Here is a 26,061-nt window from a genome sequence, read left to right as displayed (position 1 = left end):
CTTAGCTTTTGACGCCAGCAGTAGTAAGCAGTCGATCAACAAAAAATTAGTCACTTATGCGTCGATCCTGCTTGAGAAAACCCGTGATGATGTCAGTGTCGATATTATTGATATCAACGACTATGAGTTACCCTTATTTAGTCTGGATAAAGAAGAAGAGCTCGGTCAGCCTGATCTGGCGAAGGCCTTCTACCAAAAAATTACAGATGCAGACGCAGTCATCGTTTCCTTTGCTGAGCATAACGGCTCTTACACGGCTGCCTATAAAAACCTGTTTGATTGGGCTTCGCGCATCGAAGTTAAGGTCTTTCAAGATAAAGCCATGGTGTTACTTGCAAACTCACCAGGCCCAGGTGGTGCACGCAGTGTTTTGAGTGCCGCTGAAACATCTGCTCCTTTCTTTGGAGGCAATGTGAAGGGGACACTATCGGTGGCTAGTTTCTTTGATAATTTCGATAGTGTGAATAACGAAATAAGTAACAGCGATATTGACCAGGAGCTCAGGTCTGCACTTGTGGCTCTGTAGCCCCGACAATAGCTCTATCTAATTGATGAAAAGCCTCGGATTTATCGGGTTTTTAGACCAGTAACATTAATGAAAGATGATCCTGTGCAAAAAGAAGCCGCCAAGCACTCGGCTTGGCGGTAAGTCGAGCAGGGAGGTATTACGCCTAAGAAATGCAGGGGGGCTTGTAACGGGGATATTGTTTGGCTTACTCAGACACGGAGACACCGTGCAAGACATCTGCATCAGCCCGGTTCCAATAGCGATTTGGATTGTCCTTATCGTCCAACAAATGTGAACGACTTCCCCAGGATTCAGTAACCCTGATGGTTGGCTCTTCATTCACATGCACTGAAAAAATCACCTCAAAAGCTTTGCTGAGCAGTTCTGTATCAGGTGGAAGAGAAAATATAATCTGCGCTGCCGAGGTCTGTTGGATTGTCCCCTCTGCACCTGCGTGAGATCCAGCAAGAGCCCGAAACCTCTGATAACCCGCCTCTCTGACATACATACAGTTATCGTATGGCCCCTGAGTAAGGGGTAATGTCTCCCCCAGAGCTTTTAAAACCTGATCCACACCGCCCAATGGGGTATCAATTGTCACCACCCATTCCCGTTCCAGCGATGCTGAGGCCATTTTCAATGTGTTTAAAAGGTGATCTGAGGTCATAAATTCCATCCCGTTATAAAGTGTGTTGTCACTTTGATTAACACAATGCCACTGACATCTAGCTGTCAGCAGTGATGGGAGGGTTTTGAAGCCATCAAGCAAAAAAAAACCTCCAAGCACAAGGCTTGGAGGCAAGTCGAACAGGGAGGCTTCACGTCTGGGAGACGTAGGATCCGAAGATCCTCAGGCCGAAGCCTGGAAACAGACCAACCGGAGCAAGCTCAACAGTCAGCCTAAGTAGATATTGCAATGCAACATCTGATGACATGAATGTAGCATTTTTTTTCGTGATGTCGATTTACATTATTACAGTGCCGATATGCGTTGTGTGCATACCTATTAAGTTGCTGTGATTAAATGGTAAATTGATGTATTGTCGTGTTAGAATTTTGATTCAGCGACCTTGCGTAATAGGAAATCCCGGAAGATGGAGATTCTCTTTGATGACCGCATCTCCTCGGCATAGGCAAAGTAAGCATCGAACTGTGGGCCTTCCACCTCTGGTAGAACTTGAACCAGATCACTCGATTCTTGGGTCATGAAATCAGGGAGTGCGCCCAGGCCGGCTCCAGATCGAACAGCCTTCATAATGGCGTAGACGTTATTAATACTCATTGCGGCGCGGCGAGGTGATCCGCCCTCGTTACCAACGCGCAGGAGCCAATTGATATCTGGCAAAGGAGGCCTGGTGTCATCACCATAAACAACCAACCGGTGGTCGGAGATCTCTTCGACTGATCTTGGCATACCGTATTTTTTGATATAGCTCACCGAAGCATAGATATGCATTTGAGCTGTGAGCAAATGTCGTTGGATGAGATCGGCCTGACGCGGTGGATGCAACCGTACGGCGACATCGGCTTCACGCATGGAGAGGTCCAGTTCTTTGTCTGACAGGATCAACTGAACATCTACATCCGGGTAGAGATCACAGAACTCATGCATGCGGGGCGAGAGCCATGTCGAGCCAAAAGCAACAGTTGTGGTAATTTTAAGCGGCCCCTTGGGGCGATCTTTACTCTCGGTTAACTGAGCTTCGGTCATGGCAAGCTTGCCGAAGACATCGTGAGCGGTTCTGTATAGCAACTCACCTTGCTCGGTTAGAATGAGCCCGCGTGCGTGTCTGTGGAAGAGAGAAACCTTTAGGCTATCTTCCAACGCTGAAATTTGCCTGCTGACTGCAGATTGGCTTAGATTTAACTGCTCGCCTGCGTGTGTGAAGCTTCCTGCTTCTGCCACCGCATGAAAGATCCGCAGTTTGTCCCAATCCATGATACTTGCTCCCAGGCCACCCCGGCGTTTTGTGCCCTCTGGCAAGGCTTTTCTCCCCTAAAGCTGTGCGTTGAGGTCGCAGCAGCGATTCGTTTACTTGTGCTTATCGTACTGTAATTACAGCTTCTTAACAAATTGTGGCTATCCGCACAAAAAGACAAAAAATAAAGCAGAGCCCTGTAAGAGCTCTGCTTTATCATTGGAAATGGTAACTACTAGTCGTTTAGTTCGGCAAGATAGCGCTCTGCTTCCAATGCAGCCATACAGCCCAGGCCAGCGGCAGTAACAGCCTGGCGGTATACCTTATCAACACAGTCGCCAGCAGCAAATACACCTGGGACGTTCGTTGTTGCTGTACCTGGTTTGGCCAGAATGTAGTTTTCCTCGTCCAGCTCGAGTTTCCCCTGGAAGATCTTGGTCGCAGGGTCGTGACCGATGGCGACGAACATGCCATTGACGTCAATTTCTGAGAACTCACCGTTTTGTGTGTCTTTGAGTTTTATGCCTGTGACACCGTCCATGTCGGTGCCGAGAACTTCTTCAACAACTTTGTTCCACTGGATATCGATTTTCTCATTCTTAAGAAGGCGATCTTCCAGGATTTTTTCGCAACGTAATTCGTCACGACGATGAACCAAGGTCACTTTTGAGCAGATGTTTGAAAGGTATAGGGCTTCTTCCACGGCAGTATTCCCTCCGCCAATAACAGCGACCTCTTTACCGCGATAGAAGAAACCGTCACACGTGGCACAGGCTGATACCCCTTTACCATTATATGTTTCTTCACCAGGAAGACCGAGCCAACGTGCCTGGGCACCTGTCGCGATAATAACGCTATCAGCGACGTAGCTGTTTCCACTATCTCCCGTACAGACAAAAGGGCGCTCGGCAAAGTTGACTTCATTAATAATGTCGAAATGCATTTTGGTGCCAACGTGCTCTGCCTGCTTTTGCATTTGTTCCATAAGCCAAGGGCCTTGAATGACGTCAGCAAAACCCGGATAGTTTTCCACTTCGGTCGTAATTGTTAGCTGTCCACCCGGTTGGAGACCCTGTACGAGGATCGGTTCCAGATTGGCACGGGCTGCGTAAATAGCGGCAGTGTAGCCTGCGGGGCCAGAGCCAATGATAAGGACCTTGGTACGGTGGGTTTCGGACATGCTCTCAAATCTTTCGTTAATGTCGCGACCTGGCCGCGATGGAATCCGTCTGTGGAGGCCTGAAAAATAGAGTGCCTTTACCGTCTCTTCAAGGGTGTGATCACGATCTTTTGACGCTTTGGGCTATGTTTTTGTGATTAGTGATCGGCGGGCAGTGTTTTGAAGCGCAAAAATAAGAAGTTGATTGAGATAAAATCTATTTCCGGGAGATTATTGTTAAGCTCTGATTTCAAAAGCTATCTTTAAATGCGACCTTCAGAGTGCATCCTGTTTAGAACTTCCTGAGCCATCCGATTTGTTTCATTTAACGCTGGATAACTCCAATTTTCCATAACGCCAGAAAAAGGGCGGGTTATACCTTTTTGTTCAAGCTGCTGGTGAAAACGATCAAATTTTTTGTTGCCGCCCTCAAGATCAACAGTGAAAACAGGTTTTCCTGTACTTGCTGCTTCGGTGACCATGTTCACGGAATCGCTGGTTACAATAATTGCCTCAGCAGCTCCTAAAAAACCAAAGTAGGGATTGTGACCGGTCCCATCCCATATAAAAGCAGGAAGCCCTGCGAGATGTTTACGCAATAGCTTTTCATTTTTGATACCAGTTCGGCGAGAGGTTGTGATGAGAAAACCGCAGCCAGTTTGTTTTTGAAGACGTTGCAATTGCTCGCCTAGTTTATGGACAACACTCTCTGTCAGGTCATACGCCTTGCTCTTCCCGCCAACGAGAACGGCTATAAGAGGCTTTGGGATATCAGTAATTCTTGATTCTAGTTTTACGGTTTCTTCTTTTAGACGTTGGCTCGTAACTTTGTTGAAACCACCTGTTGTCGTTAGTACATTCGGCCTACGAAGCAGGTCGTGTTCTGGAGTAATAACGAGGTCAAAGTGTTCCGGGGAGATTTTGGGATCTTGAACTTGAATGCAGAAACTTTTCCCACGGCTTCTCTTACGGACCACTGCATTGAAGACGGCTGCCTGTCTACCGCAAGCAATTACGAGATCTGGCCATCCTTCTTCTGGTGGGAATTGGTTTTCATAGACGAAAGAAGCCAGGGGCACGAGTGAGGGGGGGAACCATTTCCAGGGGCGTTTCATCGTTACGTGGCGGATCACGGGATCAAATCCCATGGCTTCAGCTAGGCCAGTACACTGGACCTCTATTCCTGCTCGACCATCACTAACAGCCCAGCAAATAAGGTTTTTTCGTTTATGGTTTGTATTATTTGGCATTGCCTTAGGAATATTGCTTGGGAATGCACTCTGCGCAAGGAAAAGGCCGCAGCAGGGATACTTTCCTGTGACTAAATGTGTATATCATCTTGAATTTACCGACTTCGCGGGTAATATTGTTACCCAAATTAGCTCGATTCGCTCAAAAGTTTATAATGTGAAGCCGCATAAGCTTAGGGTGTTACCGTAAATCACGATACAGGACGTTTGCATGCGCCGGGTAAAGTTAGATCGTATTGATCTTCGTATTCTTCAGGATCTACAAGAAGATGGACGAGTTACAAACGTTGAGTTGGCTCGACGGGCGGGAATTTCTGCGCCACCTTGTTTAAGGCGTGTTCGGGCTTTGGAAGAGGCCGGATTTATCAAAGGCTATAACGCAGAGCTTGAGGCGGTTGCTTTGGGTTATGAGGTTACCTTTTATGCTCTGGTTGGCCTTACAGGACAATCTGAACAAGTATTGACCGAGTTTGAGAACTACATGAATGAATGGCCAGAAGTTCGCGAATGTAGCATGACACGGGGATCCAATGATTTCGTCCTCAAGCTTGTTGCACGAAATACTGGACATGAAAACGAGCTGACAGAGAAGTTAACTGCAGCGCCTCACGTTGCGACAGTTCAAACCATTCAGGTCATCCGGACATCAAAGGACATTCCAGGTGTTCCTATCGATGACAATGACGCGCTGCTTCTGGGCGGTCAGGAATAAGTCTTTATTCCAAAAGATATTGATAAGAATAGGTGTGGTTCAGCTACACCTCTTTTTGCTTTTTATGGGGAGTGTTCGGGAGGCGAAACATGTCGAGAGATGGATCGATTATTTCGAGATAACGCAGTTTCGGCCTTTATCTTTTGCTTTGTATAGGGCGCGGTCGGCCTTTTTCATGACATCGCTGGGCTCTTCTTGTTTGTCCGTCCGCTCTGACAGACCAATTGAAACAGTCACCTTTACCCGCTTACCGTCAGGTCTTTTGCGGGTAGTTTTATTTTTAGTGCTTTTTGGTTTTTTGGTGGGCCGGTCTTTACCGCGAACCACAAATATAGTGTCTTGAATCCTTTCGCGAACATCCTCGAGCCAATCCAGGGCTTCTTCGGCATCTTTCCCCGGGAAAAGAAGAGTAAATTGGCTCTTCTCCGCTTTGTTGAGTAGAAAAAGATGCCGACCGCCAAGTAACCTGTTGATATGTATGGTTTCTGATAACTTTACATAGAGCAGGTATATGACAATCAACATCTCGCAGCATATTTTAGGCCTCAAAGGGCAACGTGTAAATGAAATTAAACTGGATGACGGCGGTGTTAAGATTGTCATTCACTGCAGCCGAGACGCGCGTAGGAGGGCTATAGACCCTGCTACAGGCCAGAAGGGAAGCATCAACCAGCATGTCCGCCGACAAGTAAACGACATCCCCCTTTTTGGGTATCCTTGTGTGGTCGAGATTGAGCTGGCGCAGGTTTATATTAACAAGGGCGAACGCCGCATTGAGGGGTGTGATTTTGTTGATAAAGGGTGCCGTTTCACTCACCGATTTTGCCGACTGATCAGTGGATTATGTCGGCATATGTCTATTCAAGCGGTTTCCAGACATTTGGATATACGATGGGAAACGGTCAAGAATATCGACAGGGCATACCTTATTGAAACTCTCCCTACGCTTGATCCTGCAGAGCTAACTGGCTTGGAATATATTGGTGTAGATGAAGTTGCCCGGGCGAAAGGTCATGACTACATGACGGTGGTCTACGATATGGTTGGCGGTCATCTGATCTGGGTTGAAGCAGGCCGAACTGCCGAGGTTTTTTCAAGGTTTTTGAAACAACTGCAACCAGATACAGCCTGCAAAATAAAGGCCGTAGCGATGGATATGGGGCCTGCCTACCAAAAGGCTGTCAGAGAGTCCTTGCCGTTGGCCGACATAGTATTTGACCGTTTCCACGTCATGAAAAACTACAGCAAAGCTATCCATAATCAGCGTCGACTTGAGTTCAGAAAGGCCGATCCAAGTGGTAAAGAGTTGATGAAAGGGACACATTATCTGTTGCTCAAAAATGCGGATAAGTTGAGTGAAAAACAAAGTGACAAGCTGCAAAGGTTGCTGGAGAGCAATAGCAACCTGAATGCACTTTACGTCTTGAAAGAACAGCTTCAGCTGCTGTGGAGTGCCGCTTCATTTGAGGCGATGGCGGAGCAACTGGAACGTTGGTGCCTGATAGCAGATCAGTCACAGATGCTCTATCTAAAAAAGTTCGCGAAATCCCTACGGAAACATTGTGTGGGCATCTGCAACTACGCCAAACACAAGCTCACAAGCGCCAGGATAGAGGCTGGTAATGTCAGTATAGGAATGATCCGTAAGCGAGCCAGAGGCATCAAGGATACCGAATACTTCAAACTCAAAATTAGACAATCATCCATTCCAGATAATCAATCTATGCTCTATTTGAAATCCTAAATCTACTCAACAAAGCGGAGAAGTGCCAGTAAATTCTTCGCCGCCATATCTATAAGCGCGGGCGCCTCCACCAGTTTGTTTCAACCGGGAAGAAACCATACGCAGGACTTGATCCCCGACATCGTGACCGTGAGTGTCATTGAATTTCTTGAAGAAATCAATGTCAACCATGGCCAGGCTGTAACGTCGACCAAGCTTTTTCATATCTGTAAGCAGGGCCCGGCGGCCGGGGATACCAGTCAACTCATCCAGGAATGCCATTCTGTGGGATTCCTGAAATAGGCCGAGAACAAGAAGTAAAGAAGCCAGAGATATAAATATGAGTGTTGCTGACGGATCCCCGTGCCGAAGTGCGGCGCCGAAAAGTGCAATCAAACCACCGAGATACCCGATATCCATTGGACGTTGTTTACGAATAATTTTTACCGTCATAAATAGCGTCGCGAGGGCAAAGGCCGTTAGGGCAGGGGCAGGTAATGGCATCCAGCTTCCCCAGGCAGGTCGCCATTGAATCCCATAATGTAAATCTATCCAAAGGTTTGAAAAAATACCCAAATCATTAGCGGGATAACCGAGGGTTGCGATGGCCAGACCAAAAGCGAGGAGTGAGAGGCCTTTGGCAAATCCAGAAGGTGTGAATAACCCACGTTCTTCACTCAGGGCATAAACCATCCAGCAAAGGGGGATAATCATATATCCGGCAGCGACCTGTGTTGATGACGCTCTGTCCCCAAAATAAAACAAGGCGATGGCAATAAGGAAGCAGAATACCGGATTTGATTTTCGAAACCATAAACACAACATTGCGCCAGAGATAGGCAAAACGATAGGAACAAGTTTTAACAACAACGTAACAGGCGCAGGATAAATCTGCGGATAAAGCGCAAGATATATCGCTGTGGATATGAGTAGGACTGGCAGAAGATAAGTTTTAAGGAGTTGCGAGATCACAGAGAATTTGACTTTATATTGTGGTGCACTTTGTTTGAACCCATAAGTAAGTAACGTAGGTTTTGAAATAGGAATACAGAGCTATCAACCGATATGAATTGCATTACCTTCAGGACGGAATGTGTGGCTCTTTGATCTGAATTATTCGTTTTGTGATAGTGCCTGTTTGGAAATTCTTTCCATTATGTCTTCGATTTCAGGGCTTGCTGCTGAAGCCTCATCCTCGTCGGCGTTTTCTTCCAGGAAGTTATCAATGTTCTTGTCTTCTTCTTCTTCAGATGCTTCAGGGGCTGGGTCGTGAAGCTGTGGATCCTGACCCGTTTGTGAATTTTCGTTCGCCCCCGCGATTAAGGCATCTTCTAGTGGGTCTTCTAATCCTTCTAACACATCATTATCTTCAGCCGGATCCGATATCTTAAATTCTTCAGCACTAGGTTCCTCATCTAGAGCTTCTGCTTGGGCGTCGTCAGTCTCTTCATCTGGTTCATCAACTGGCCCATCATCTGGAAGAACGAGTTCTAAGTTTTCGGCAATTTCTGCAATTAAAGCATCCTCTGACTCTTCTTCTGGCACATCAACATTATCAGATTCGCTAAATTCCATGGTTTCAAGTTCTTCAGATTCGTTTTCAACTTCATTGAGGACAGTGTCGATATCTAAAACGGATTCATTCTCCTCTGTGACATTGTCGTCATTGAGGTCGATCTCCCCACTTTCATCACTAATTGTTTCTGCTTCAATGTCATCTGCTTGGGTATCAGCTTCATCACTGTCTTCTAATGCGAGGTCAATTTCTTCAAGATCATTGGTTGCGCTGTCGGCAATCGGTTCTTCTGAATCTGGAGTGAGTTCTTCTTTCTGAATTGCGGGATGTGTCTCTGGGGGTGGAGTTTCTTCCGCAGTATCAACAACTTGTCCCGTCATGACAGAAATTCGCGTATCCATGTCTTGAAGCGTATTTGACGTGTCGCCTTTTTCTATCGCCTGAAGTAGAGAGTAGAGCATTGTTCTTAACTGCTCGTTTTCTCCTTCAAGCTTACTAATAGACTGATCTTTTTGCTCAGTAACATTGAGCAAGGCGATAAGGCGTTGGCTGTAGCCTTTTTGCTGGTCTGTAATAAGACCAAAATGCTCTTCAGCCGCTTCAACGCGTAGGCGAAGTTCTTCTAAATCAGACATAGTTGAATCCTAGTTCAAAAGTATTTGACTAAAGTATTTAATGAAAAAGGTTTTAAAATCCCTAATTCTCAATATTAATAGGCGCCTTAGGGAATTTGGAGACCATAATGGAACAGAAATACGCTGGTGACGTTTCAGTGAACCAGGCTTGGGAAACTTTACAACAAGATCCAAGCGCGGCTTTGCTCGACGTTCGGACAATTCCAGAATTTCAGTTTGTTGGTGTGCCCGATCTTTCCGGGATTGGGAAGGAAACTCACTTCCTGCCCTGGCAGGTTTACCCGCAAATGCAGGTCAATCCTGATTTTGTTGAAGCAGTTAAACTCGCTGGTATGGATGAAGATCAACCGATTTACATTTTATGTCGGTCTGGGGTGAGATCTATTTCCGCAGCTATTGCTTTAACAGCAGCAGGTTTTAAAAACTGCTTTAATGTTGAGCAGGGTTTTGAAGGGCCACCAGATGGAAGTGGGCATCGTGGTAAAGTTGCCGGGTGGAAATCAGCAGGAATTCCCTGGAAACAAAGTTAGATTTAATCGCCTTCCGAAATAAATTGGGTGGCAAGTTTAAGTAAATGGAAAAGAGAGATGACGAACAGCAATTCAAACGCTTCAGCGCAAAAGCTTCGCCCCCAGACCCAACTGGTGCGCGGCGGGCTCATGCGTAGCGAATTTGATGAGACAAGTGAAGCGCTGTTCCTAAACTCTGGTTACGTTTATAGTTCTGCAGAAGAAGCCGAACAGGCCTTTAATGGCGAGCGCGAGCGCTATGTCTATTCCCGTTATGCGAACCCGACCCTTTCCATGTTCGAAGAACGTATGCGTTTGCTCGAAGGTGCCGAAGTTTGTCGCGGGACAGCCAGTGGGATGGCTGCGGTTAACGCGGCAATCTTATCGCAAGTAAAAGCGGGTGATCGGGTTGTTGGTGCCAAGGCACTCTTTGGCTCATGCCTCTATATCCTCAACGAACTCTTGCCACGTTATGGCGTAGAGACAGAAGTTGTTGATGGTACAGACCTCAAGGCTTGGGAAGCTGCTCTTGCCAAAGGAGCTAAAGCTGTTCTCGTCGAGACCCCATCTAATCCTGCATTGGATGTCATTGACCTAAAAGCGGTTTGTGACCTGGCTCATGCCGCGGGTGCCTTGGTTATCGTTGATAACGTCTTTGCCACCCCAATGTTGCAAAAGCCTATGGAGTACGGTGCTGATATCGTTGTCTATTCTACGACCAAGCATATCGATGGTCAGGGACGTTGCATGGGCGGCGCGATCCTTTGTTCGCAAGAGTTTGATGCGGATTACCTGAAAGATTTTTACCGTCATACAGGCCCGTCAATGAGTCCGTTCAACGCCTGGACAATGCTCAAGGGCTTGGAGACGTTAGGCCTGCGTGTTGACCGTATGAGCGAAAATGCTTTGGCACTGGCAACTCACCTTGAAACACTACCGGGTCTCAAGAAGGTCATTTATCCAGGGCTGAAATCACATCCTCAGCATGAACTGGCGATGGCGCAGATGTCCGGTAAAGGTAGCACCTTGATCGGTCTGGAGCTCGAAGGGGGTAAGGAAGCCGCTTTTAACGTTCTTAACCGTTTGCGTGTTGCGGACATCTCCAACAACCTTGGCGACGCCAAGACGCTTATTACTCATCCTTCTTCAACGACGCACCAGCGTTTGAGCGAAGAAGAGAGACTGGCGGTTGGCATTACCCAGAGCTTCTTGAGAATTTCTGTTGGTCTCGAAGACGCTGAAGATCTTAAAGAAGATCTCGAACAGGCAATTCGCGGATAACTACCTGACGTATTTAAAAATTAAAAGGCCGTCCCTTGGAGTTCTGAGGGGCGGCTTTTTTTATTATCCAGAACGTTGGATATGAGTTTTTAAAAGCGTAGACGTGGTGACTTCACTAACTTCGGGGTAGGCGGAAAGTTGCTCTCTGATCTCGTTTGCGCGTTCTAGATTATCTGCCGAAATCTCTACCATCATATCAATCGCACCGCCGAGGGAGTGACAGGCCGTCACTTCAGGGATGTTTGTTAGTCTCGGAGCAATGACTTCACAGGAGGGTTGATGGGTCTTGATCATGAAGAAAAGCTGGAGGGCTTTCTTATTTCGGGAAGGTTTCAGAGTATAGCCCACGATGTCGCCATCTCTTTCCAACCGTTTCAATCGTTCCATAAGAGCAGTACGGGAAAGATCGATACCTGCAGCAAGCTCCTTAATGGAAGCGCGTGCATTTTCTCGAAGCAGCATTAAGAGCCTTTGATCTTTATCGTCCAATGGGCGAACCTTGTTTGATAATTGTTCTAGTCAAAATAACAGTCTTCACACAACATCATGCCTATATCTCCGGGTTCAACAAGTTTCTAAGTTGGCTTCATCTTATTTAATTAGATTGCGATGAGGTTCTTATGAAATTTGTAACGCCAAATAGTTTTAAAGGTAGTAGAGCTTGGGAAGCTTTGGATATTGCCGAGATCGAAGGCGCCACTGTGCGGCTTCATTGGACGGATCAGCCTTATAAGTGGCATCAAAATGATGGCGATGAGGCCTTTGTTGTGCTCGATGGTGAGGTGAAAATGTTCTATAGAGCCGAAGGACAAGAATATCATAAGGTCATGAAAGAGGGTGATATCTTCCATGCTTTAAATGGCGACGAGCATGTTGCTCACCCGATAGGGGAAGCCAGAGTACTTGTTATAGAGAAAAAGGGATCAGTTTAGGTTAGGTCTTAAGGCTTTTCTGTTTGCCAGATTTCAGAGGCTGAGCTTCATGCCTTCATGACTGGCTTTGAAACCGAGTTTTTCATAAAACTTCAATGCTTCTGGACGGGATTTATCGGTCGCCAGCTGGACCAATTCGCAACCGCGTTCCCGGCATTGTTCAATAGCCCATTCGAACATCTGGCTGCCAAGACCCGTTCCACGGTGGGAAGAGGCAATCCGAACACTCTCGATCTGACCACGCCACATGCCCAGACGAGAGAGCCCGGGAATAAACGTAAGCTGAAGGCAGCCGATGATCTCTCCGGCTTGCTCCACCACGGCCAGATACTGGTTTGGGTCGCGGTCAATCGCCTCAAAAGCTGTGATGTATTTTGCATTCACCGGCAAGGAGTTATCCTCGCGTTTTGCCCCAAGCGCGTCGTCAGCAAGCATGGCAATGATGGCTGGGAGATCGGTTTCTTTTGCGTGTCGGTATTTGGTATCAGTCATGCCCTAAAGACTAGATATTCATCTCCTATCTCACAATGTCTAAGTTATCTGTGAGACAGGGGGCAATATCATTTGTACCCCAATTCTTTCTCGACCTCGCTGAGACAGGTATCAATGATGTTCATGGCGTTTTCCATGTCTTTTTGACTGGTTACCAAGGCGGGGGTGAAGGTGAGGACGTTGCCCATGGTGGTTTTGAAACTCAGGCCTTTATCCAGGGCGCGGTAGAGCACCATGTCTGCGGCATCATTGGCGGGTGTTCTGTTGTCCCGATCTGTAACGAGCTCAGCGCCGAACAGGCATCCTCGTCCTCGAACATCACCTATGAGGGGGTGGCGGGTCATCATTTCTTGAAGTCGCTCGAGCGCGTAAGCACCGACTTTGGCAGCGTTATCAACGAGGCCTTCATCTTCGATAATCTGTAACGTGGTGAGTGCAGCGCGGGTGGTTACGGGGTTTTTTTCATGGGTGTAGTGACCATAGGCATATTTATCGGCGATATCGAGATCCGGGCGGCAGATTGTTGCTGCGATGGGGAGAATGCCACCACCAAGGCTCTTTCCGACTACGAGGATATCTGGGACGACCTCATCGTATTCACAAGAGAACATCTTGCCGGTTTTACCGAGACCCGTTGGTATTTCATCGAAAATCAGAAGGGCGCCAAAATCATTACAAGCTTCGCGTACTTTCTTCCAAAAGCCTGGAGGGGCAATATAGGGCACGGCTCGGGTGGGTTCTGCTATGACGGCAGCAACATCACCTTCTTTTTCCAACACATATCGAATGGTATTGGCACAGAGTTCTGCGGAACCTTCTTTAACACCCCAGGCATTTCGATAATCTCCGAAGGGAGGCACGTGCTCGGTCCCTGGTAGTAGCGGGCCAATGGGGCCAGAACGGAACATTTCTTCGCCGCCGATTGAGCGTGCACCGAACCCGGCCCCGTGAAAGGAATCCCAAAAGGAAATGGTTTTGAAGCGGCCTGTTTTTGCCCGGGCATAGGCGAGGGCGATTTCTATGGCATCTGATCCACCAGTGGCAAAGAGGACCTTGCTGAGATCCCCAGGGGCGAGTTCCGTCAATTTCTCCGCGAGTTCCACTGCGGGATCGCAGGTAAACCGCCTAGGTGCAAAAGGTAGATCGTCGAGTTGTTGTTTGATGGCTTCTTTCAGGCGGGGGTGTCCATAACCAATGTGATGCACATTGTTACCGTGAAAATCCATGAAACGATGACCGCGGTTGTCTTCGATCCAGATCCCCTCGGCCTTTTTAATCACTGAAAGGCACGGTGTGGATACCGATTGGTGCAGGAAGACTTTTTGGTCCCTGGCTAAGAGTTCTTTAGCGCCATCGTCAATGTTGCGATCATGCCAGTCTTTGCGTCTGGGAGAATGGTTTACATCTCCTTCTGCCCCTTGGGGTGTGACTTGTTTGGCCTTATCGTTGCTGATGCTCATAACCGTGACCTTAATAGAAGTATTGAGGGTTCTTGGAAGAAGATTTCTGGATTATGGTTTTTTTACTGATATAATTCTAATTGTTAGTTTTTATCCCTCCTATAATTAAAAATTATGAGAACTCGATGAACCTTACTCAACTTCGTGCCTTTGATGCCGTGGCGCGTGAGGGCAGCTTTACCCGCGCTGCTGAGCGCCTTTCTATCAGCCAACCTGCCGTGACTACCCACATTAGAGCCTTGGAAGAGAGATATGAAGTCAGCCTCTTTCGACGAGGAAGCCGTGGTGTTGAACTAACAGACGTTGGGACCGATCTCGCCGGGATAAGTGCGCGGATCTTTGCCATGGAGATTGAAGCATCAGAACTGCTCAGCGCCACAAAAAATCTTACTCGTGGAACTCTTCGGATTGCTGCAGGAAGCCCTTACTTTATTGTGCCGATTCTTGCGGCCTTTCAGAAAAAATTCCCCGACGTGCACGTCGGGCTCAATATTGGTAACTCCCAAAAGGTAACTGCAGACCTGCTAACGGAAAAAGTTGATTTGGCTTTGCAAACCGGATGGGAAGAAAACTCGTTGGTCGAAGCTATTCCCTTCCACACCCATCGGGTCGTTGTTTTCTGTCACCATGAACATCCTTTGGCCATAGCGGATAGGCACAGCGTAAAACTGGATGAATTGATCGATGAAAAGATGATATGGCGAGAACCGCAATCCATTACCCGGCAAGTCTTTGAGGGAGCTTGTAAAGCAGCTGGTGTTGATATTACTCCCGTGATGGAGGTGGCCAGTCGAGAAACCTTGCTCGAAGTCGTCGCTGCAGGCCTTGGTCTGGGGATTGTTTCATCCCATGAATTACCTAATGATCAGCGCATTCATGTGATGGAAGTTGAAGACGCAAAACTTGAAACCACGGAATACCTTCTTACTTTGAAACGTCGTCGGGATCTGAGAGTAGTTAAAGAATTCCACAAAGTTGCTGAGGATTTTCATGGTTAGCCAGAGACAAATACCCATTTAATAAAATCTATTTTTATTCCTTCCCATGTCACAAGTCTATTGGTTCGATCGTCTTACTTCATGACGACGATGTCACAACTTGTAATCATGGAGATTGATCATGGCTGTAACTAGCGCAGTTCGGTATGAGCAGGAAATTGGGGATATTCTCGAACAACTCGGAGGGGTTCATAAGGCCGTCGCAAAACATGGTCTTGATCCCAGGATTATACACCTTGTGGAAATGCGAGCCTCACAAATTAATCAATGTGGGTTTTGCATTAAAATGCATAGTGCTGAAGCCCGTGATGCCGGAGAAACAAATGAGCGTCTCGATCGTGTAATTGTTTGGCGTCATGTCCGGGATTTCAATGATAAAGAGAAAGCTGCGCTCGCCTGGACTGAAGCATTAACTCATCTAGATCCAAAAACCGAGTACGCACCTTTGCGCGCAGAGTTAAAGGTACATTTTTCAGACAAGGAAATATCAGTTTTGACAACTGTAGTTTGTATGATCAACCTTTGGAACAGATTCCAAATTTCGAAACATTGAGGCTCTTCTCCGCTTTGTTGAGTAGAAAAAGATGCCGACCGCCAAGTAACCTGTTGATATGTATGGTTTCTGATAACTTTACATAGAGCAGGTATATGACAATCAACATCTCGCAGCATATTTTAGGCCTCAAAGGGCAACGTGTAAATGAAATTAAACTGGATGACGGCGGTGTTAAGATTGTCATTCACTGCAGCCGAGACGCGCGTAGGAGGGCTATAGACCCTGCTACAGGCCAGAAGGGAAGCATCAACCAGCATGTCCGCCGACAAGTAAACGACATCCCCCTTTTTGGGTATCCTTGTGTGGTCGAGATTGAGCTGGCGCAGGTTTATATTAACAAGGGCGAACGCCGCATTGAGGGGTGTGATTTTGTTGATAAAGGGTGCCGTTTCACTCACCGATTTTGCCGACTGATCAGTGGATTATGTCGGCATATGTCTATTCAAGCGGTTTCCAGACATTTGGATATACGATGGGAAACGGTCAAGAATATCGACAGGGCATACCTTATTGAAACTCTCCCTACGCTTGATCCTGCAGAGCTAACTGGCTTGGAATATATTGGTGTAGATGAAGTTGCCCGGGCGAAAGGTCATGACTACATGACGGTGGTCTACGATATGGTTGGCGGTCATCTGATCTGGGTTGAAGCAGGCCGAACTGCCGAGGTTTTTTCAAGGTTTTTGAAACAACTGCAACCAGATACAGCCTGCAAAATAAAGGCCGTAGCGATGGATATGGGGCCTGCCTACCAAAAGGCTGTCAGAGAGTCCTTGCCGTTGGCCGACATAGTATTTGACCGTTTCCACGTCATGAAAAACTACAGCAAAGCTATCCATAATCAGCGTCGACTTGAGTTCAGAAAGGCCGATCCAAGTGGTAAAGAGTTGATGAAAGGGACACATTATCTGTTGCTCAAAAATGCGGATAAGTTGAGTGAAAAACAAAGTGACAAGCTGCAAAGGTTGCTGGAGAGCAATAGCAACCTGAATGCACTTTACGTCTTGAAAGAACAGCTTCAGCTGCTGTGGAGTGCCGCTTCATTTGAGGCGATGGCGGAGCAACTGGAACGTTGGTGCCTGATAGCAGATCAGTCACAGATGCTCTATCTAAAAAAGTTCGCGAAATCCCTACGGAAACATTGTGTGGGCATCTGCAACTACGCCAAACACAAGCTCACAAGCGCCAGGATAGAGGCTGGTAATGTCAGTATAGGAATGATCCGTAAGCGAGCCAGAGGCATCAAGGATACCGAATACTTCAAACTCAAAATTAGACAATCATCCATTCCAGATAATCAATCTATGCTCTATTTGAAATCCTAAATCTACTCAACAAAGCGGAGAAGTGCCAACATTGATATCATGGATGCAAAAGACATATTAGCTTTTGAAAAAGCCAGCCCGGCACTCGTCGGGTTGGCTTATCGGATCCTGGGTTCCTTTGTCGAAGCCGAGGATGCTGTACAGGATACGTTCCTAAAGTGGTCATCTGCTGATAAGGATAATATCCTCAATCCTAAGTCCTGGCTAATGACAGCCTGTACGCGCCGATCCCTCGACCTTTTAAAGGCTAGCCACAGATCAAGAGTTAACTATGTAGGAACATGGCTTCCCGAGCCCATGGTGGATAATCGCAAAGAAACGCAGGAAGATAAGCTAGAGCTTGCCTCGTCGGTTACGATGGCTTTTTTACTAATACTGGAGCGGTTAACGCCTAAAGAAAGGGCTGCTTATCTTTTGCGTGAGATTTTTGACTATTCTTATGATGATTTAGCTGGCGTGCTTGAAGTATCTGAAGCGGCCTGCAGAAAGCTAGTATCCCGTGCCAAGAAAAGCGTTGATAGCGAAAAAGTTCGGCAAGAGACGCCGCGGGATAGACAAGTCGAATTACTAGAGGCTTTTCAAGACGCACTTTTGAGTGGCTCTCCTGATAAACTTGGCAATCTCCTCTCCGAGGACATTCAACTTTCCGCTGACAGTGGGGGAAAGGTGATTGCCATAAGGGAAATTCTCTGTGGGAAAAAGGGTGTGTTGGACTTTATCCTGCAGACTCTGGGACCGGCTTGGGTTGGTTGTGAGCAGGTTGTAACCCAGTTAAATGGTCAAATGGGTATTATTCTTCGAGAACAGGATAAGGTCACCGGGGTAATAACATTCGCCTATGATCAGGAACAACTCAGTAATATCTATATCATGCGAAACCCGGACAAGCTTCAACGTGTAAGCCAGTCATTACGGGAAACGCATTAAATCTCAGGAGAGTTCCACAAAGCGTTTTAGGAAATTTGCGCGGGCTTGTTGTGGTGGAATTCCTGCGATCCTGATATTTGGCATAGCACGAGGTTTTCCGAAAATCTTACTGGCTTCTTTGTCACTGAAACCTGCCAATTGAGTGGCTTCTAAATATGCGGCCATACGGTCGGCTCGTTTAATCAGTTTGTTGACGGTATCAGAGAGATTGGCAGGCAGGCCAAAGCGAACATGGATTGCCTCCATAAGTCGGTTTTCAAGATCCTTATAACCTGTGCCGATGGCATATTTGAAAGGTGTGATGAGGTCGCCGATTACATATTCCGGGGCGTCATGCAAAAGAGCGGCAAGTCGAACTTCCGTTTTGACTTCTGGTTTAAGCAAACCAACGATCTCTTCAACGAGCAGGGAGTGTTCGGCAATTGTATAACCCCACTCGCCAACGGTTTGACCATTCCAGCGAACTTCGCGGGAGAGCCCCAGGGCAATGTCGTCTATTTCGACGTCAAGGGGGGAGGGGTCGAGAAGATCTAACCTGCGGCCACTTAACATGCGCTGCCATGCACGAGGTACAGGTGAAGTCTTTGCTTTGGAAATCTTACTCATAATAAATCAGGTCTGTCTCTCGTTCTTGAGCTACAGACCTGATTATAACAGAAACCTATAGCGTTTAACGTCTGCGGGCCATGGTTGGGATAACAAGGCGCTCGATCCAGTTTTTCACTTCCGCCTGACGGATGTCAGCGTTCATGATGTCGTGATCGATACCCAGCAACCACCAGAGGTCTTTTCGGCTAGGATCTTCATGCAGAGCTTCGAGCATGTCCACAAATTTTTGTGCATCATCGACGTTTAGGAAGAAACCCTTATCGACCAGCTTTTGTTTCCGGCAATAGCAAAGGCGTGCCATCTCATGCAGATCATATTCCGGATGGTACTGTATAGACCAGAACACGCCGCCATTGTGGGTAACCGATACGGCCTGAACGGAGGTCCAGTCATTAGAAGCCAGGACCTGTCCGTTGGGCGGCAGGTGAGTGATTTCGTCATCGTGACTGATGTAGGCATCAAAAACGGACTTCTTGCCTTCGTACATCGGGTGTGCACGGCCTTCCGGTGTCAGAGAGATTTTGCGTGCAAAACCCATTTCGCGATCCTTAGGATTTACAGCGCAAGCACCACCCGCGGCGACAACAGAAATCTGTGCGGCCCAACAGCTACCAAAACTTGGCACCTGTGCTTTGTAGGCAGCTTTTGCGAACTCAACCTGGGGCACAACTTTTGGGTCATCGGAATGAACAGTTAGACTGGATCCTGTCCAGGCAATACCGTCGTATTGATCCAGGCCCGCTCCTGAAGGCAAGGAAGCGCCAGGGTCAGCAGGATAGACAATATCACATTTTGCACCGGGGCTTTGGGTTTCAAGCATCTTAACGTAAAGATCGCCGGCGGTTGAGGCTCCGCCTTCTTTCAGGCCATCACGTCCTTCTTTGGCATAGCCATCGACAACGAGGAAACGTGGGTTTTGAGACATTCTGTCTTCTCCGGATCGGGTGTTTCTATTTGTTATTTGTTAAATTCGGCGAGGCGGTCAATTGTGGCTGGTAAGTCGGCATAACTATCCACAATCGCATCAGCCGTGGTGTGGTCTTTGTCAGCATCACGTGTTGCGGTGAAGAGAATTGCCTTCATGCCCAGGGCGTGTGGCCCTTTGATGTCGTTGTGATCACGGTCGCCGATATGAAGCATTTCTTCTACGTTAACCCCAACCTGGCTTGCGGCAGAATCAAACATGCTACGGTGCGGTTTTGAATGACCGACCTCGTCAGAAAAAGCAAAGCCACTGAAGTATTGCTTCAGGTCGTAATCTTCCAGGATTTGGCGAAGGCCGGTTCCTGGTGTGACGATAGCATCGGAAACGATACAAAGTTTGTAACGGCTGGCTAAATCGGCAAGTGCCTCTTTCACACCTGCAATTGCGTTTGGTGCGATGTTGACTTCCATGTCGCCAGTTTCTTTTACAACACGATTGAAAAGTTCTTCTGGAAGGCGGCGTCCCAGACCATTAAGGATAGCGTTGATACGCTGTTCCACGGTCCAGTTGATGAAGAGTTCTTTCCAAACAATATTGAAAGAGGCATCTGCAACGTCATAAGCGAGGTTGACGGTTTCCAAGTCGATGGCCTCAACTTCGTTCAGCGCAGACCATACGATGTGACGGCGTTCTTCTTTTTTAGTTCTTAGGCCTTTTGCTGCACGTTTGGGCTCATCAGAATCGTCATCGACGATGGTATCCCACAGGTCAAAGGTAATGGCTTTGATCATTCCCGGGTTTCCTCTTTCGTATCAGGGCGTATTTTATCGGTACGCAAATTTAAACGGTGTTTCTGTCAGTTTTTGACTTATTTGTGGGAATACTACGAGGGAAATGGGATGGGAGCAAGCTTAAAAGTGGGGAATAAGTGGGTATTTCAGATTTAATGTGGGTAATGCTGCGTTAAATACGCATTATTTGTGAATTGGACTGCTATCTTTTTATGATATGTGGGTCTTAGTGGTCTGGTTTTGTGGGGTAAACAAAAAGGCGACCGCTAATCGGTCGCCTTCCGAGTTATTCTTTTTTGAGTGATTAGGCTGCGATAGCCTGTTTTAAACTTTCCTGTGCTTCGGTTAAGCCTTCATTGTTCATGGCAGAGTTTGCTGCTGAAATAAAGCTTACATCAGTGGCTCTTCTCCGCTTTGTTGAGTAGAAAAAGATGCCGACCGCCAAGTAACCTGTTGATATGTATGGTTTCTGATAACTTTACATAGAGCAGGTATATGACAATCAACATCTCGCAGCATATTTTAGGACTCAAAGGGCAACGTGTAAATGAAATTAAACTGGATGACGGCGGTGTTAAGATTGTCATTCACTGCAGCCGAGACGCGCGTAGGAGGGCTATAGACCCTGCTACAGGCCAGAAGGGAAGCATCAACCAGCATGTCCGCCGACAAGTAAACGACATCCCCCTTTTTGGGTATCCTTGTGTGGTCGAGATTGAGCTGGCGCAGGTTTATATTAACAAGGGCGAACGCCGCATTGAGGGGTGTGATTTTGTTGATAAAGGGTGCCGTTTCACTCACCGATTTTGCCGACTGATCAGTGGATTATGTCGGCATATGTCTATTCAAGCGGTTTCCAGACATTTGGATATACGATGGGAAACGGTCAAGAATATCGACAGGGCATACCTTATTGAAACTCTCCCTACGCTTGATCCTGCAGAGCTAACTGGCTTGGAATATATTGGTGTAGATGAAGTTGCCCGGGCGAAAGGTCATGACTACATGACGGTGGTCTACGATATGGTTGGCGGTCATCTGATCTGGGTTGAAGCAGGCCGAACTGCCGAGGTTTTTTCAAGGTTTTTGAAACAACTGCAACCAGATACAGCCTGCAAAATAAAGGCCGTAGCGATGGATATGGGGCCTGCCTACCAAAAGGCTGTCAGAGAGTCCTTGCCGTTGGCCGACATAGTATTTGACCGTTTCCACGTCATGAAAAACTACAGCAAAGCTATCCATAATCAGCGTCGACTTGAGTTCAGAAAGGCCGATCCAAGTGGTAAAGAGTTGATGAAAGGGACACATTATCTGTTGCTCAAAAATGCGGATAAGTTGAGTGAAAAACAAAGTGACAAGCTGCAAAGGTTGCTGGAGAGCAATAGCAACCTGAATGCACTTTACGTCTTGAAAGAACAGCTTCAGCTGCTGTGGAGTGCCGCTTCATTTGAGGCGATGGCGGAGCAACTGGAACGTTGGTGCCTGATAGCAGATCAGTCACAGATGCTCTATCTAAAAAAGTTCGCGAAATCCCTACGGAAACATTGTGTGGGCATCTGCAACTACGCCAAACACAAGCTCACAAGCGCCAGGATAGAGGCTGGTAATGTCAGTATAGGAATGATCCGTAAGCGAGCCAGAGGCATCAAGGATACCGAATACTTCAAACTCAAAATTAGACAATCATCCATTCCAGATAATCAATCTATGCTCTATTTGAAATCCTAAATCTACTCAACAAAGCGGAGAAGTGCCACATCAGTGATACCAAGGAAGCCGAGAACCGTACGAAGATAAGGGTCTACAAAATTCATCCCGCTTGCAGGGCTGCCTTCTCTGTAATCACCGCCTGTGGCTGCGAGTACATAGGCTTTCTTGCCAGTTAATAGCCCTTTTGGCCCTTCTTCTGTGTAAGAAAAAGTCTTTCCGACGCGTGCGACGAGATCAATGTAAGATTTCAAAATAGAAGGTATTGAAAAGTTGTGCATTGGGGCACCGATAATAATGGTATCGGCCTTGATCAATTCACCTACCAAGGTATTTGAAAGGGATACGAGTTCTTTTTGATCATCATTATGTTGATCTTCTGGGGTATAAAAAGCGCCAATAGTCGCTTCGTCCAGATGGCTAAGTCCTGTTTTGCTCAAATCACGTTCGATGACGCTGACCCCTGGGTTTTTATCCTGCCATTCATTCGAAAACGTTTCGGTAAGTGCTCGAGATTTAGATCCCTGGCTAAGGGGGCTTGAGTTAATGATCAGTAAGTTTTGGCTCATGGGATTCTCCTTGCATATCCATTACAACAAGAATTAATGTTAGTTTTAATAAATAAAATTGATATAAATTGACAGTTTGTGTCTATTAAATAGAAAGATTGATTGTGATTGGATCTGTAACTCTTGAGCAGTGGCGCATCTTTCACGCTGTGATTAAGTATGGCGGATACGCAAATGCCGCAAGAGAGCTGAATAAGAGCCACTCATCGTTACACCATGCGCTTTCGAAAATGCAGGACCTCTTAGGTGTTTCTCTATTGAGAACCGAAGGTAAGTCACTTGTCTTAACAGCGGAGGGGGAAGTCCTACTCAGGCGGTCCTCGCGTTTGTTGGAAAATTCTGAAGAGCTGCGAATGACCGCAAAAACACTCTCCCAAGGGTGGGAGACAGAATTGTCTATTGCAGTCGAATCAATTTTCCCCACCAATTGCCTGTTCAATACGTTAAAGGCTTTTTACCCCAAGAGCCGCGGGTGTCGATTGCGTATCAAGGATACTGTTATGGGGGCAACGACGGCGGCTATTGCAAATAAAGAAGTGGATCTGGCAATTGCCAGTTTCCTTCCCAAAGGGCATTCGGGGACTTCACTGGTTGACGTTGAGATGTTAACCGTTGTTCACAGTAGCCACCCTCTGGCTCAGAGGTCAGGGTCCATCTCTGAAAGAGACTTGGCTGGATATTTACAAATCGTAATTTCAGAAAAAATGCCTGAGGATACAGAAAGTGTCAGCGCTAAAAGCAGGGGCTGGCTCAAAGCTGAACAGCGTTGGACGGTTGATAGCATAGGGGCTGCACTTTCTTGTCTGTATCAGGGGATGGGATTTTGTTTACTGCCTCGGCATGAGGTTGCGGATGACCTCGCATCAGGCACTTTTGTTTCTTTACATGTCGAAAATATTCTCTCTCCAAAAATATGGCTCACTCTTGTTGTGCCAAAGCCAGAAACTCTGGGACCAGCAGGTCGGTTATTGAGAGACCTCTTTTTAGAGCGCATCAATGATTCCTGTCTTAAAGAACAGTCCAAAATTATATGAGTTTGCTGGTAATTGATGAGCCAGGCTATTATACGGTGCCAATAGTTTAGATTTGTCCGTGTATGCTGTGACCCTGAAGGGGGGAGGCTGGATAATATTTTGTAAAGGTGAAGTCGTGGAGCAGAATGGTTTAAACCGAAAGGTATGTGTCGCGCCGATGCTCGATTGGACAGACCGGCACGAGAGATCATTCCTGCGCATGATCACCAAGCATACGGTGCTCTATACCGAAATGGTCACAACGGGCGCTTTGTTACACGGGCGAGATCCTGAGCGCTTTTTGCAGTTTGATGATGAAGAACACCCAATTGCTTTGCAATTAGGTGGAAGTGATCCCGAAGCGATTGCAACGTGTTCGAGGATGGCTGCCGATTTTGGCTATGATGAGATTAATCTCAATGTCGGGTGCCCCAGTGATCGCGTGCAAAAGGGTCGGTTTGGAGCCTGCTTAATGGCCGAGCCTGATTTGGTGGCTGAGTGCGTTTCGGCGATGGCGCAATCTGGTTTAGCTTCTACGGTGAAGACACGTATTGGTATTGATAATCAAGATTCTTACGAATTCCTGCATGACTTGATCAGTAAAGTTGTTAATGCGGGCTGCAAAACTTTGATCGTTCACGCCCGTAAGGCCTGGCTGGAGGGCTTGAGCCCCAAGCAAAATAGAGAAGTGCCTCCGCTCAGATACGATATCGTCTATCGAGTTAAGCAGGACTTTCCCGAGCTGGAAGTTATTTTGAATGGCGGGGTACAGACGCTTGAGGCTGCAGCAGAACATCTTGAGTATGTTGACGGTGTAATGATTGGCCGGGAAGCTTACCAAAACCCTTATGTGATGGCTGAAGTCGATCAAAGGTTTTACGGTGGGGCTGGAGTTAAGGAGCGTTCTGAAATCGTTGACGATCTAATCCAGTATGCTGCTTTAAAAGTATCCGAAGGGGTGCCGGTTAAATCGATTACCCGCCATGTGCTCGGATTGTTTAACGGTCTGCCTGGGGCACGGGCTTGGCGACGGAGTTTGAGCCAGAACGCGTTTAAGCCTGGGGCTGATGAGGGAGTTATAAGGCGTGCCTACGAGGATTATCTTGTTTCATCTCAAACCCGAGAGGTCGCCTGATCTAGTTATTCAGGCTTCGATTGGTTACAGTAGAGGCTCTTCTCCGCTTTGTTGAGTAGAAAAAGATGCCGACCGCCAAGTAACCTGTTGATATGTATGGTTTCTGATAACTTTACATAGAGCAGGTATATGACAATCAACATCTCGCAGCATATTTTTGGCCTCAAAGGGCAACGTGTAAATGAAATTAAACTGGATGACGGCGGTGTTAAGATTGTCATTCACTGCAGCCGAGACGCGCGTAGGAGGGCTATAGACCCTGCTACAGGCCAGAAGGGAAGCATCAACCAGCATGTCCGCCGACAAGTAAACGACATCCCCCTTTTTGGGTATCCTTGTGTGGTCGAGATTGAGCTGGCGCAGGTTTATATTAACAAGGGCGAACGCCGCATTGAGGGGTGTGATTTTGTTGATAAAGGGTGCCGTTTCACTCACCGATTTTGCCGACTGATCAGTGGATTATGTCGGCATATGTCTATTCAAGCGGTTTCCAGACATTTGGATATACGATGGGAAACGGTCAAGAATATCGACAGGGCATACCTTATTGAAACTCTCCCTACGCTTGATCCTGCAGAGCTAACTGGCTTGGAATATATTGGTGTAGATGAAGTTGCCCGGGCGAAAGGTCATGACTACATGACGGTGGTCTACGATATGGTTGGCGGTCATCTGATCTGGGTTGAAGCAGGCCGAACTGCCGAGGTTTTTTCAAGGTTTTTGAAACAACTGCAACCAGATACAGCCTGCAAAATAAAGGCCGTAGCGATGGATATGGGGCCTGCCTACCAAAAGGCTGTCAGAGAGTCCTTGCCGTTGGCCGACATAGTATTTGACCGTTTCCACGTCATGAAAAACTACAGCAAAGCTATCCATAATCAGCGTCGACTTGAGTTCAGAAAGGCCGATCCAAGTGGTAAAGAGTTGATGAAAGGGACGCATTATCTGTTGCTCAAAAATGCGGATAAGTTGAGTGAAAAACAAAGTGACAAGCTGCAAAGGTTGCTGGAGAGCAATAGCAACCTGAATGCACTTTACGTCTTGAAAGAACAGCTTCAGCTGCTGTGGAGTGCCGCTTCATTTGAGGCGATGGCGGAGCAACTGGAACGTTGGTGCCTGATAGCAGATCAGTCACAGATGCTCTATCTAAAAAAGTTCGCGAAATCCCTACGGAAACATTGTGTGGGCATCTGCAACTACGCCAAACACAAGCTCACAAGCGCCAGGATAGAGGCTGGTAATGTCAGTATAGGAATGATCCGTAAGCGAGCCAGAGGCATCAAGGATACCGAATACTTCAAACTCAAAATTAGACAATCATCCATTCCAGATAATCAATCTATGCTCTATTTGAAATCCTAAATCTACTCAACAAAGCGGAGAAGAGCCACAGTAGATATATTAAACCTT

30 protein-coding genes are annotated in these 26,061 nt (G+C 47.0%); 14 read left to right on the top strand and 16 right to left on the bottom strand.

Features of this window, described 5'->3' with window-relative positions; all coding sequences use genetic code 11:
• Positions 1 to 526: NADPH-dependent FMN reductase (locus ACOGW3_RS04495; RefSeq protein ID WP_419901877.1), on the top strand; the 526-nt coding region annotated here is incomplete at its 5' end.
• A 187-nt stretch (positions 527 to 713) separates the two neighbouring features.
• Here the strand turns inward: ACOGW3_RS04495 and ACOGW3_RS04490 are convergent.
• The 4 genes from ACOGW3_RS04490 to ACOGW3_RS04475 form a co-directional block, all read right to left on the bottom strand.
• Entirely contained in the window at positions 714 to 1,175 is a 462-nt protein-coding gene (locus tag ACOGW3_RS04490; RefSeq protein ID WP_419901876.1) for a hypothetical protein, read from the bottom strand.
• A 381-nt stretch (positions 1,176 to 1,556) separates the two neighbouring features.
• Positions 1,557 to 2,447 carry a LysR family transcriptional regulator gene (locus tag ACOGW3_RS04485; RefSeq protein WP_419901875.1) on the bottom strand — a complete coding sequence of 297 codons (891 nt, stop codon included), beginning with the start codon at positions 2,445 to 2,447 and terminating at the stop codon, positions 1,557 to 1,559.
• Between the two features lie 215 nt (positions 2,448 to 2,662).
• Entirely contained in the window at positions 2,663 to 3,607 is a 945-nt protein-coding gene (gene trxB / locus ACOGW3_RS04480; protein ID WP_419901874.1) for a thioredoxin-disulfide reductase, read from the bottom strand.
• A 242-nt stretch (positions 3,608 to 3,849) separates the two neighbouring features.
• The gene (locus ACOGW3_RS04475; protein ID WP_419901873.1) at positions 3,850 to 4,836 is read right to left on the bottom strand and encodes a mitochondrial fission ELM1 family protein; all 987 of its coding nucleotides are present in this window, start codon (positions 4,834 to 4,836) and stop codon (positions 3,850 to 3,852) included.
• 211 nt (positions 4,837 to 5,047) lie between these two features.
• On the opposite strand from ACOGW3_RS04475, the gene ACOGW3_RS04470 reads away from it, so the two are divergent.
• On the top strand, positions 5,048 to 5,548 hold the full coding sequence (locus ACOGW3_RS04470) for an Lrp/AsnC family transcriptional regulator (RefSeq protein ID WP_419901872.1): 501 nt from the start codon (positions 5,048 to 5,050) through the stop codon (positions 5,546 to 5,548).
• A gap of 108 nt (positions 5,549 to 5,656) precedes the next feature.
• Here ACOGW3_RS04470 and ACOGW3_RS04465 read toward each other — a convergent pair whose 3' ends face one another.
• Positions 5,657 to 6,073 carry a diguanylate cyclase domain-containing protein gene (locus ACOGW3_RS04465; RefSeq protein WP_419901871.1) on the bottom strand — a complete coding sequence of 139 codons (417 nt, stop codon included), beginning with the start codon at positions 6,071 to 6,073 and terminating at the stop codon, positions 5,657 to 5,659.
• Here ACOGW3_RS04465 and ACOGW3_RS04460 point away from each other — a divergent pair.
• A complete protein-coding gene (locus ACOGW3_RS04460; protein ID WP_419901077.1) occupies positions 6,060 to 7,292 on the top strand; it encodes an ISL3 family transposase in 1,233 nt (410 codons plus the stop codon). The genes ACOGW3_RS04465 and ACOGW3_RS04460 overlap by 14 nt on opposite strands.
• Positions 7,293 to 7,298: 6 nt before the next feature.
• Here the strand turns inward: ACOGW3_RS04460 and ACOGW3_RS04455 are convergent, their stop codons facing one another.
• Both ACOGW3_RS04455 and ACOGW3_RS04450 read right to left on the bottom strand, forming a co-directional pair.
• The gene (locus ACOGW3_RS04455; RefSeq protein WP_419901870.1) at positions 7,299 to 7,985 is read right to left on the bottom strand and encodes a diguanylate cyclase; all 687 of its coding nucleotides are present in this window, start codon (positions 7,983 to 7,985) and stop codon (positions 7,299 to 7,301) included.
• A gap of 399 nt (positions 7,986 to 8,384) precedes the next feature.
• Entirely contained in the window at positions 8,385 to 9,422 is a 1,038-nt protein-coding gene (locus tag ACOGW3_RS04450; RefSeq protein ID WP_419901869.1) for a hypothetical protein, read from the bottom strand.
• 107 nt (positions 9,423 to 9,529) lie between these two features.
• On the opposite strand from ACOGW3_RS04450, the gene ACOGW3_RS04445 reads away from it, so the two are divergent.
• Both ACOGW3_RS04445 and metZ read left to right on the top strand, forming a co-directional pair.
• The gene (locus ACOGW3_RS04445) at positions 9,530 to 9,952 is read left to right on the top strand and encodes a rhodanese-like domain-containing protein (RefSeq protein ID WP_419901868.1); all 423 of its coding nucleotides are present in this window, start codon (positions 9,530 to 9,532) and stop codon (positions 9,950 to 9,952) included.
• A gap of 57 nt (positions 9,953 to 10,009) precedes the next feature.
• Positions 10,010 to 11,212 (top strand): O-succinylhomoserine sulfhydrylase, encoded by a 1,203-nt coding sequence (gene metZ, locus ACOGW3_RS04440; RefSeq protein WP_419901867.1) that lies wholly within the window; start codon positions 10,010 to 10,012, stop codon positions 11,210 to 11,212.
• 63 nt (positions 11,213 to 11,275) lie between these two features.
• Here metZ and ACOGW3_RS04435 read toward each other — a convergent pair whose 3' ends face one another.
• On the bottom strand, positions 11,276 to 11,701 hold the full coding sequence (locus tag ACOGW3_RS04435) for an Lrp/AsnC family transcriptional regulator (protein WP_419901866.1): 426 nt from the start codon (positions 11,699 to 11,701) through the stop codon (positions 11,276 to 11,278).
• A gap of 131 nt (positions 11,702 to 11,832) precedes the next feature.
• Between ACOGW3_RS04435 and ACOGW3_RS04430 the strand changes: the two genes are divergently transcribed.
• Positions 11,833 to 12,144 (top strand): hypothetical protein, encoded by a 312-nt coding sequence (locus tag ACOGW3_RS04430; protein ID WP_419901865.1) that lies wholly within the window; start codon positions 11,833 to 11,835, stop codon positions 12,142 to 12,144.
• A gap of 33 nt (positions 12,145 to 12,177) precedes the next feature.
• On the opposite strand, the gene ACOGW3_RS04425 is transcribed toward ACOGW3_RS04430, so the two are convergent.
• Together ACOGW3_RS04425 and ACOGW3_RS04420 are read right to left on the bottom strand one after the other, a co-directional pair.
• Positions 12,178 to 12,636 (bottom strand): GNAT family N-acetyltransferase, encoded by a 459-nt coding sequence (locus ACOGW3_RS04425; protein WP_419901864.1) that lies wholly within the window; start codon positions 12,634 to 12,636, stop codon positions 12,178 to 12,180.
• Positions 12,637 to 12,704: 68 nt separating this feature from the next.
• Positions 12,705 to 14,096 (bottom strand): aspartate aminotransferase family protein, encoded by a 1,392-nt coding sequence (locus tag ACOGW3_RS04420; protein ID WP_419901863.1) that lies wholly within the window; start codon positions 14,094 to 14,096, stop codon positions 12,705 to 12,707.
• Positions 14,097 to 14,221: 125 nt separating this feature from the next.
• On the opposite strand from ACOGW3_RS04420, the gene ACOGW3_RS04415 reads away from it, so the two are divergent.
• Both ACOGW3_RS04415 and ACOGW3_RS04410 read left to right on the top strand, forming a co-directional pair.
• On the top strand, positions 14,222 to 15,094 hold the full coding sequence (locus ACOGW3_RS04415) for a LysR substrate-binding domain-containing protein (RefSeq protein WP_419901862.1): 873 nt from the start codon (positions 14,222 to 14,224) through the stop codon (positions 15,092 to 15,094).
• Between the two features lie 121 nt (positions 15,095 to 15,215).
• Positions 15,216 to 15,647: a carboxymuconolactone decarboxylase family protein gene (locus ACOGW3_RS04410; RefSeq protein WP_419901861.1), complete on the top strand. Its 432-nt coding sequence runs from the start codon at positions 15,216 to 15,218 to the stop codon at positions 15,645 to 15,647.
• Here ACOGW3_RS04410 and ACOGW3_RS04405 read toward each other — a convergent pair.
• The gene (locus ACOGW3_RS04405) at positions 15,610 to 15,756 is read right to left on the bottom strand and encodes a hypothetical protein (protein WP_419901860.1); all 147 of its coding nucleotides are present in this window, start codon (positions 15,754 to 15,756) and stop codon (positions 15,610 to 15,612) included. The genes ACOGW3_RS04410 and ACOGW3_RS04405 overlap by 38 nt on opposite strands.
• Here ACOGW3_RS04405 and ACOGW3_RS04400 point away from each other — a divergent pair.
• Entirely contained in the window at positions 15,743 to 16,975 is a 1,233-nt protein-coding gene (locus tag ACOGW3_RS04400; protein WP_419901077.1) for an ISL3 family transposase, read from the top strand. The genes ACOGW3_RS04405 and ACOGW3_RS04400 overlap by 14 nt on opposite strands.
• Positions 16,976 to 17,014: 39 nt before the next feature.
• Entirely contained in the window at positions 17,015 to 17,902 is an 888-nt protein-coding gene (gene sigJ / locus ACOGW3_RS04395) for an RNA polymerase sigma factor SigJ (RefSeq protein ID WP_419901859.1), read from the top strand.
• Positions 17,903 to 17,905: 3 nt separating this feature from the next.
• On the opposite strand, the gene ACOGW3_RS04390 is transcribed toward sigJ, so the two are convergent.
• The 3 genes from ACOGW3_RS04390 to ACOGW3_RS04380 form a co-directional block, all read right to left on the bottom strand.
• Positions 17,906 to 18,508, bottom strand: a complete 603-nt coding sequence (locus ACOGW3_RS04390; protein ID WP_419901858.1) for a YfbR-like 5'-deoxynucleotidase — start codon at positions 18,506 to 18,508, stop codon at positions 17,906 to 17,908.
• A gap of 64 nt (positions 18,509 to 18,572) precedes the next feature.
• Complete coding sequence (locus ACOGW3_RS04385; RefSeq protein ID WP_419901857.1) at positions 18,573 to 19,436, bottom strand: type 1 glutamine amidotransferase; 864 nt, start codon at positions 19,434 to 19,436, stop codon at positions 18,573 to 18,575.
• A gap of 32 nt (positions 19,437 to 19,468) precedes the next feature.
• Positions 19,469 to 20,227, bottom strand: coding sequence for an HAD family hydrolase (locus ACOGW3_RS04380; protein ID WP_419901856.1), 759 nt, complete (start codon positions 20,225 to 20,227; stop codon positions 19,469 to 19,471).
• A 495-nt stretch (positions 20,228 to 20,722) separates the two neighbouring features.
• Between ACOGW3_RS04380 and ACOGW3_RS04375 the strand changes: the two genes are divergently transcribed.
• Positions 20,723 to 21,955: an ISL3 family transposase gene (locus tag ACOGW3_RS04375; protein ID WP_419901077.1), complete on the top strand. Its 1,233-nt coding sequence runs from the start codon at positions 20,723 to 20,725 to the stop codon at positions 21,953 to 21,955.
• 2 nt (positions 21,956 to 21,957) lie between these two features.
• On the opposite strand, the gene ACOGW3_RS04370 is transcribed toward ACOGW3_RS04375, so the two are convergent.
• Positions 21,958 to 22,503: an FMN-dependent NADH-azoreductase gene (locus ACOGW3_RS04370; RefSeq protein ID WP_419901855.1), complete on the bottom strand. Its 546-nt coding sequence runs from the start codon at positions 22,501 to 22,503 to the stop codon at positions 21,958 to 21,960.
• Positions 22,504 to 22,607: 104 nt separating this feature from the next.
• Here ACOGW3_RS04370 and ACOGW3_RS04365 point away from each other — a divergent pair, with 104 nt between their 5' ends.
• Together ACOGW3_RS04365 and dusA are read left to right on the top strand one after the other, a co-directional pair.
• Positions 22,608 to 23,537, top strand: coding sequence for a LysR family transcriptional regulator (locus tag ACOGW3_RS04365; protein ID WP_419901854.1), 930 nt, complete (start codon positions 22,608 to 22,610; stop codon positions 23,535 to 23,537).
• Between the two features lie 115 nt (positions 23,538 to 23,652).
• Positions 23,653 to 24,651, top strand: a complete 999-nt coding sequence (dusA, locus tag ACOGW3_RS04360; protein WP_419901853.1) for a tRNA dihydrouridine(20/20a) synthase DusA — start codon at positions 23,653 to 23,655, stop codon at positions 24,649 to 24,651.
• A 5-nt stretch (positions 24,652 to 24,656) separates the two neighbouring features.
• Here dusA and ACOGW3_RS04355 read toward each other — a convergent pair whose 3' ends face one another.
• Positions 24,657 to 24,794: a hypothetical protein gene (locus tag ACOGW3_RS04355; RefSeq protein WP_419901852.1), complete on the bottom strand. Its 138-nt coding sequence runs from the start codon at positions 24,792 to 24,794 to the stop codon at positions 24,657 to 24,659.
• On the opposite strand from ACOGW3_RS04355, the gene ACOGW3_RS04350 reads away from it, so the two are divergent.
• Complete coding sequence (locus tag ACOGW3_RS04350) at positions 24,781 to 26,013, top strand: ISL3 family transposase (RefSeq protein WP_419901851.1); 1,233 nt, start codon at positions 24,781 to 24,783, stop codon at positions 26,011 to 26,013. The genes ACOGW3_RS04355 and ACOGW3_RS04350 overlap by 14 nt on opposite strands.
• Positions 26,014 to 26,061 lie beyond the last annotated feature (48 nt).

This window comes from Kiloniella sp. (assembly GCF_965205715.1).
Taxonomy (GTDB): Bacteria; Pseudomonadota; Alphaproteobacteria; order Kiloniellales; family Kiloniellaceae; genus Kiloniella.
Note: the sequence above shows the minus strand (reverse complement) of the source record. Positions and strands in the feature narration are given on the sequence as shown.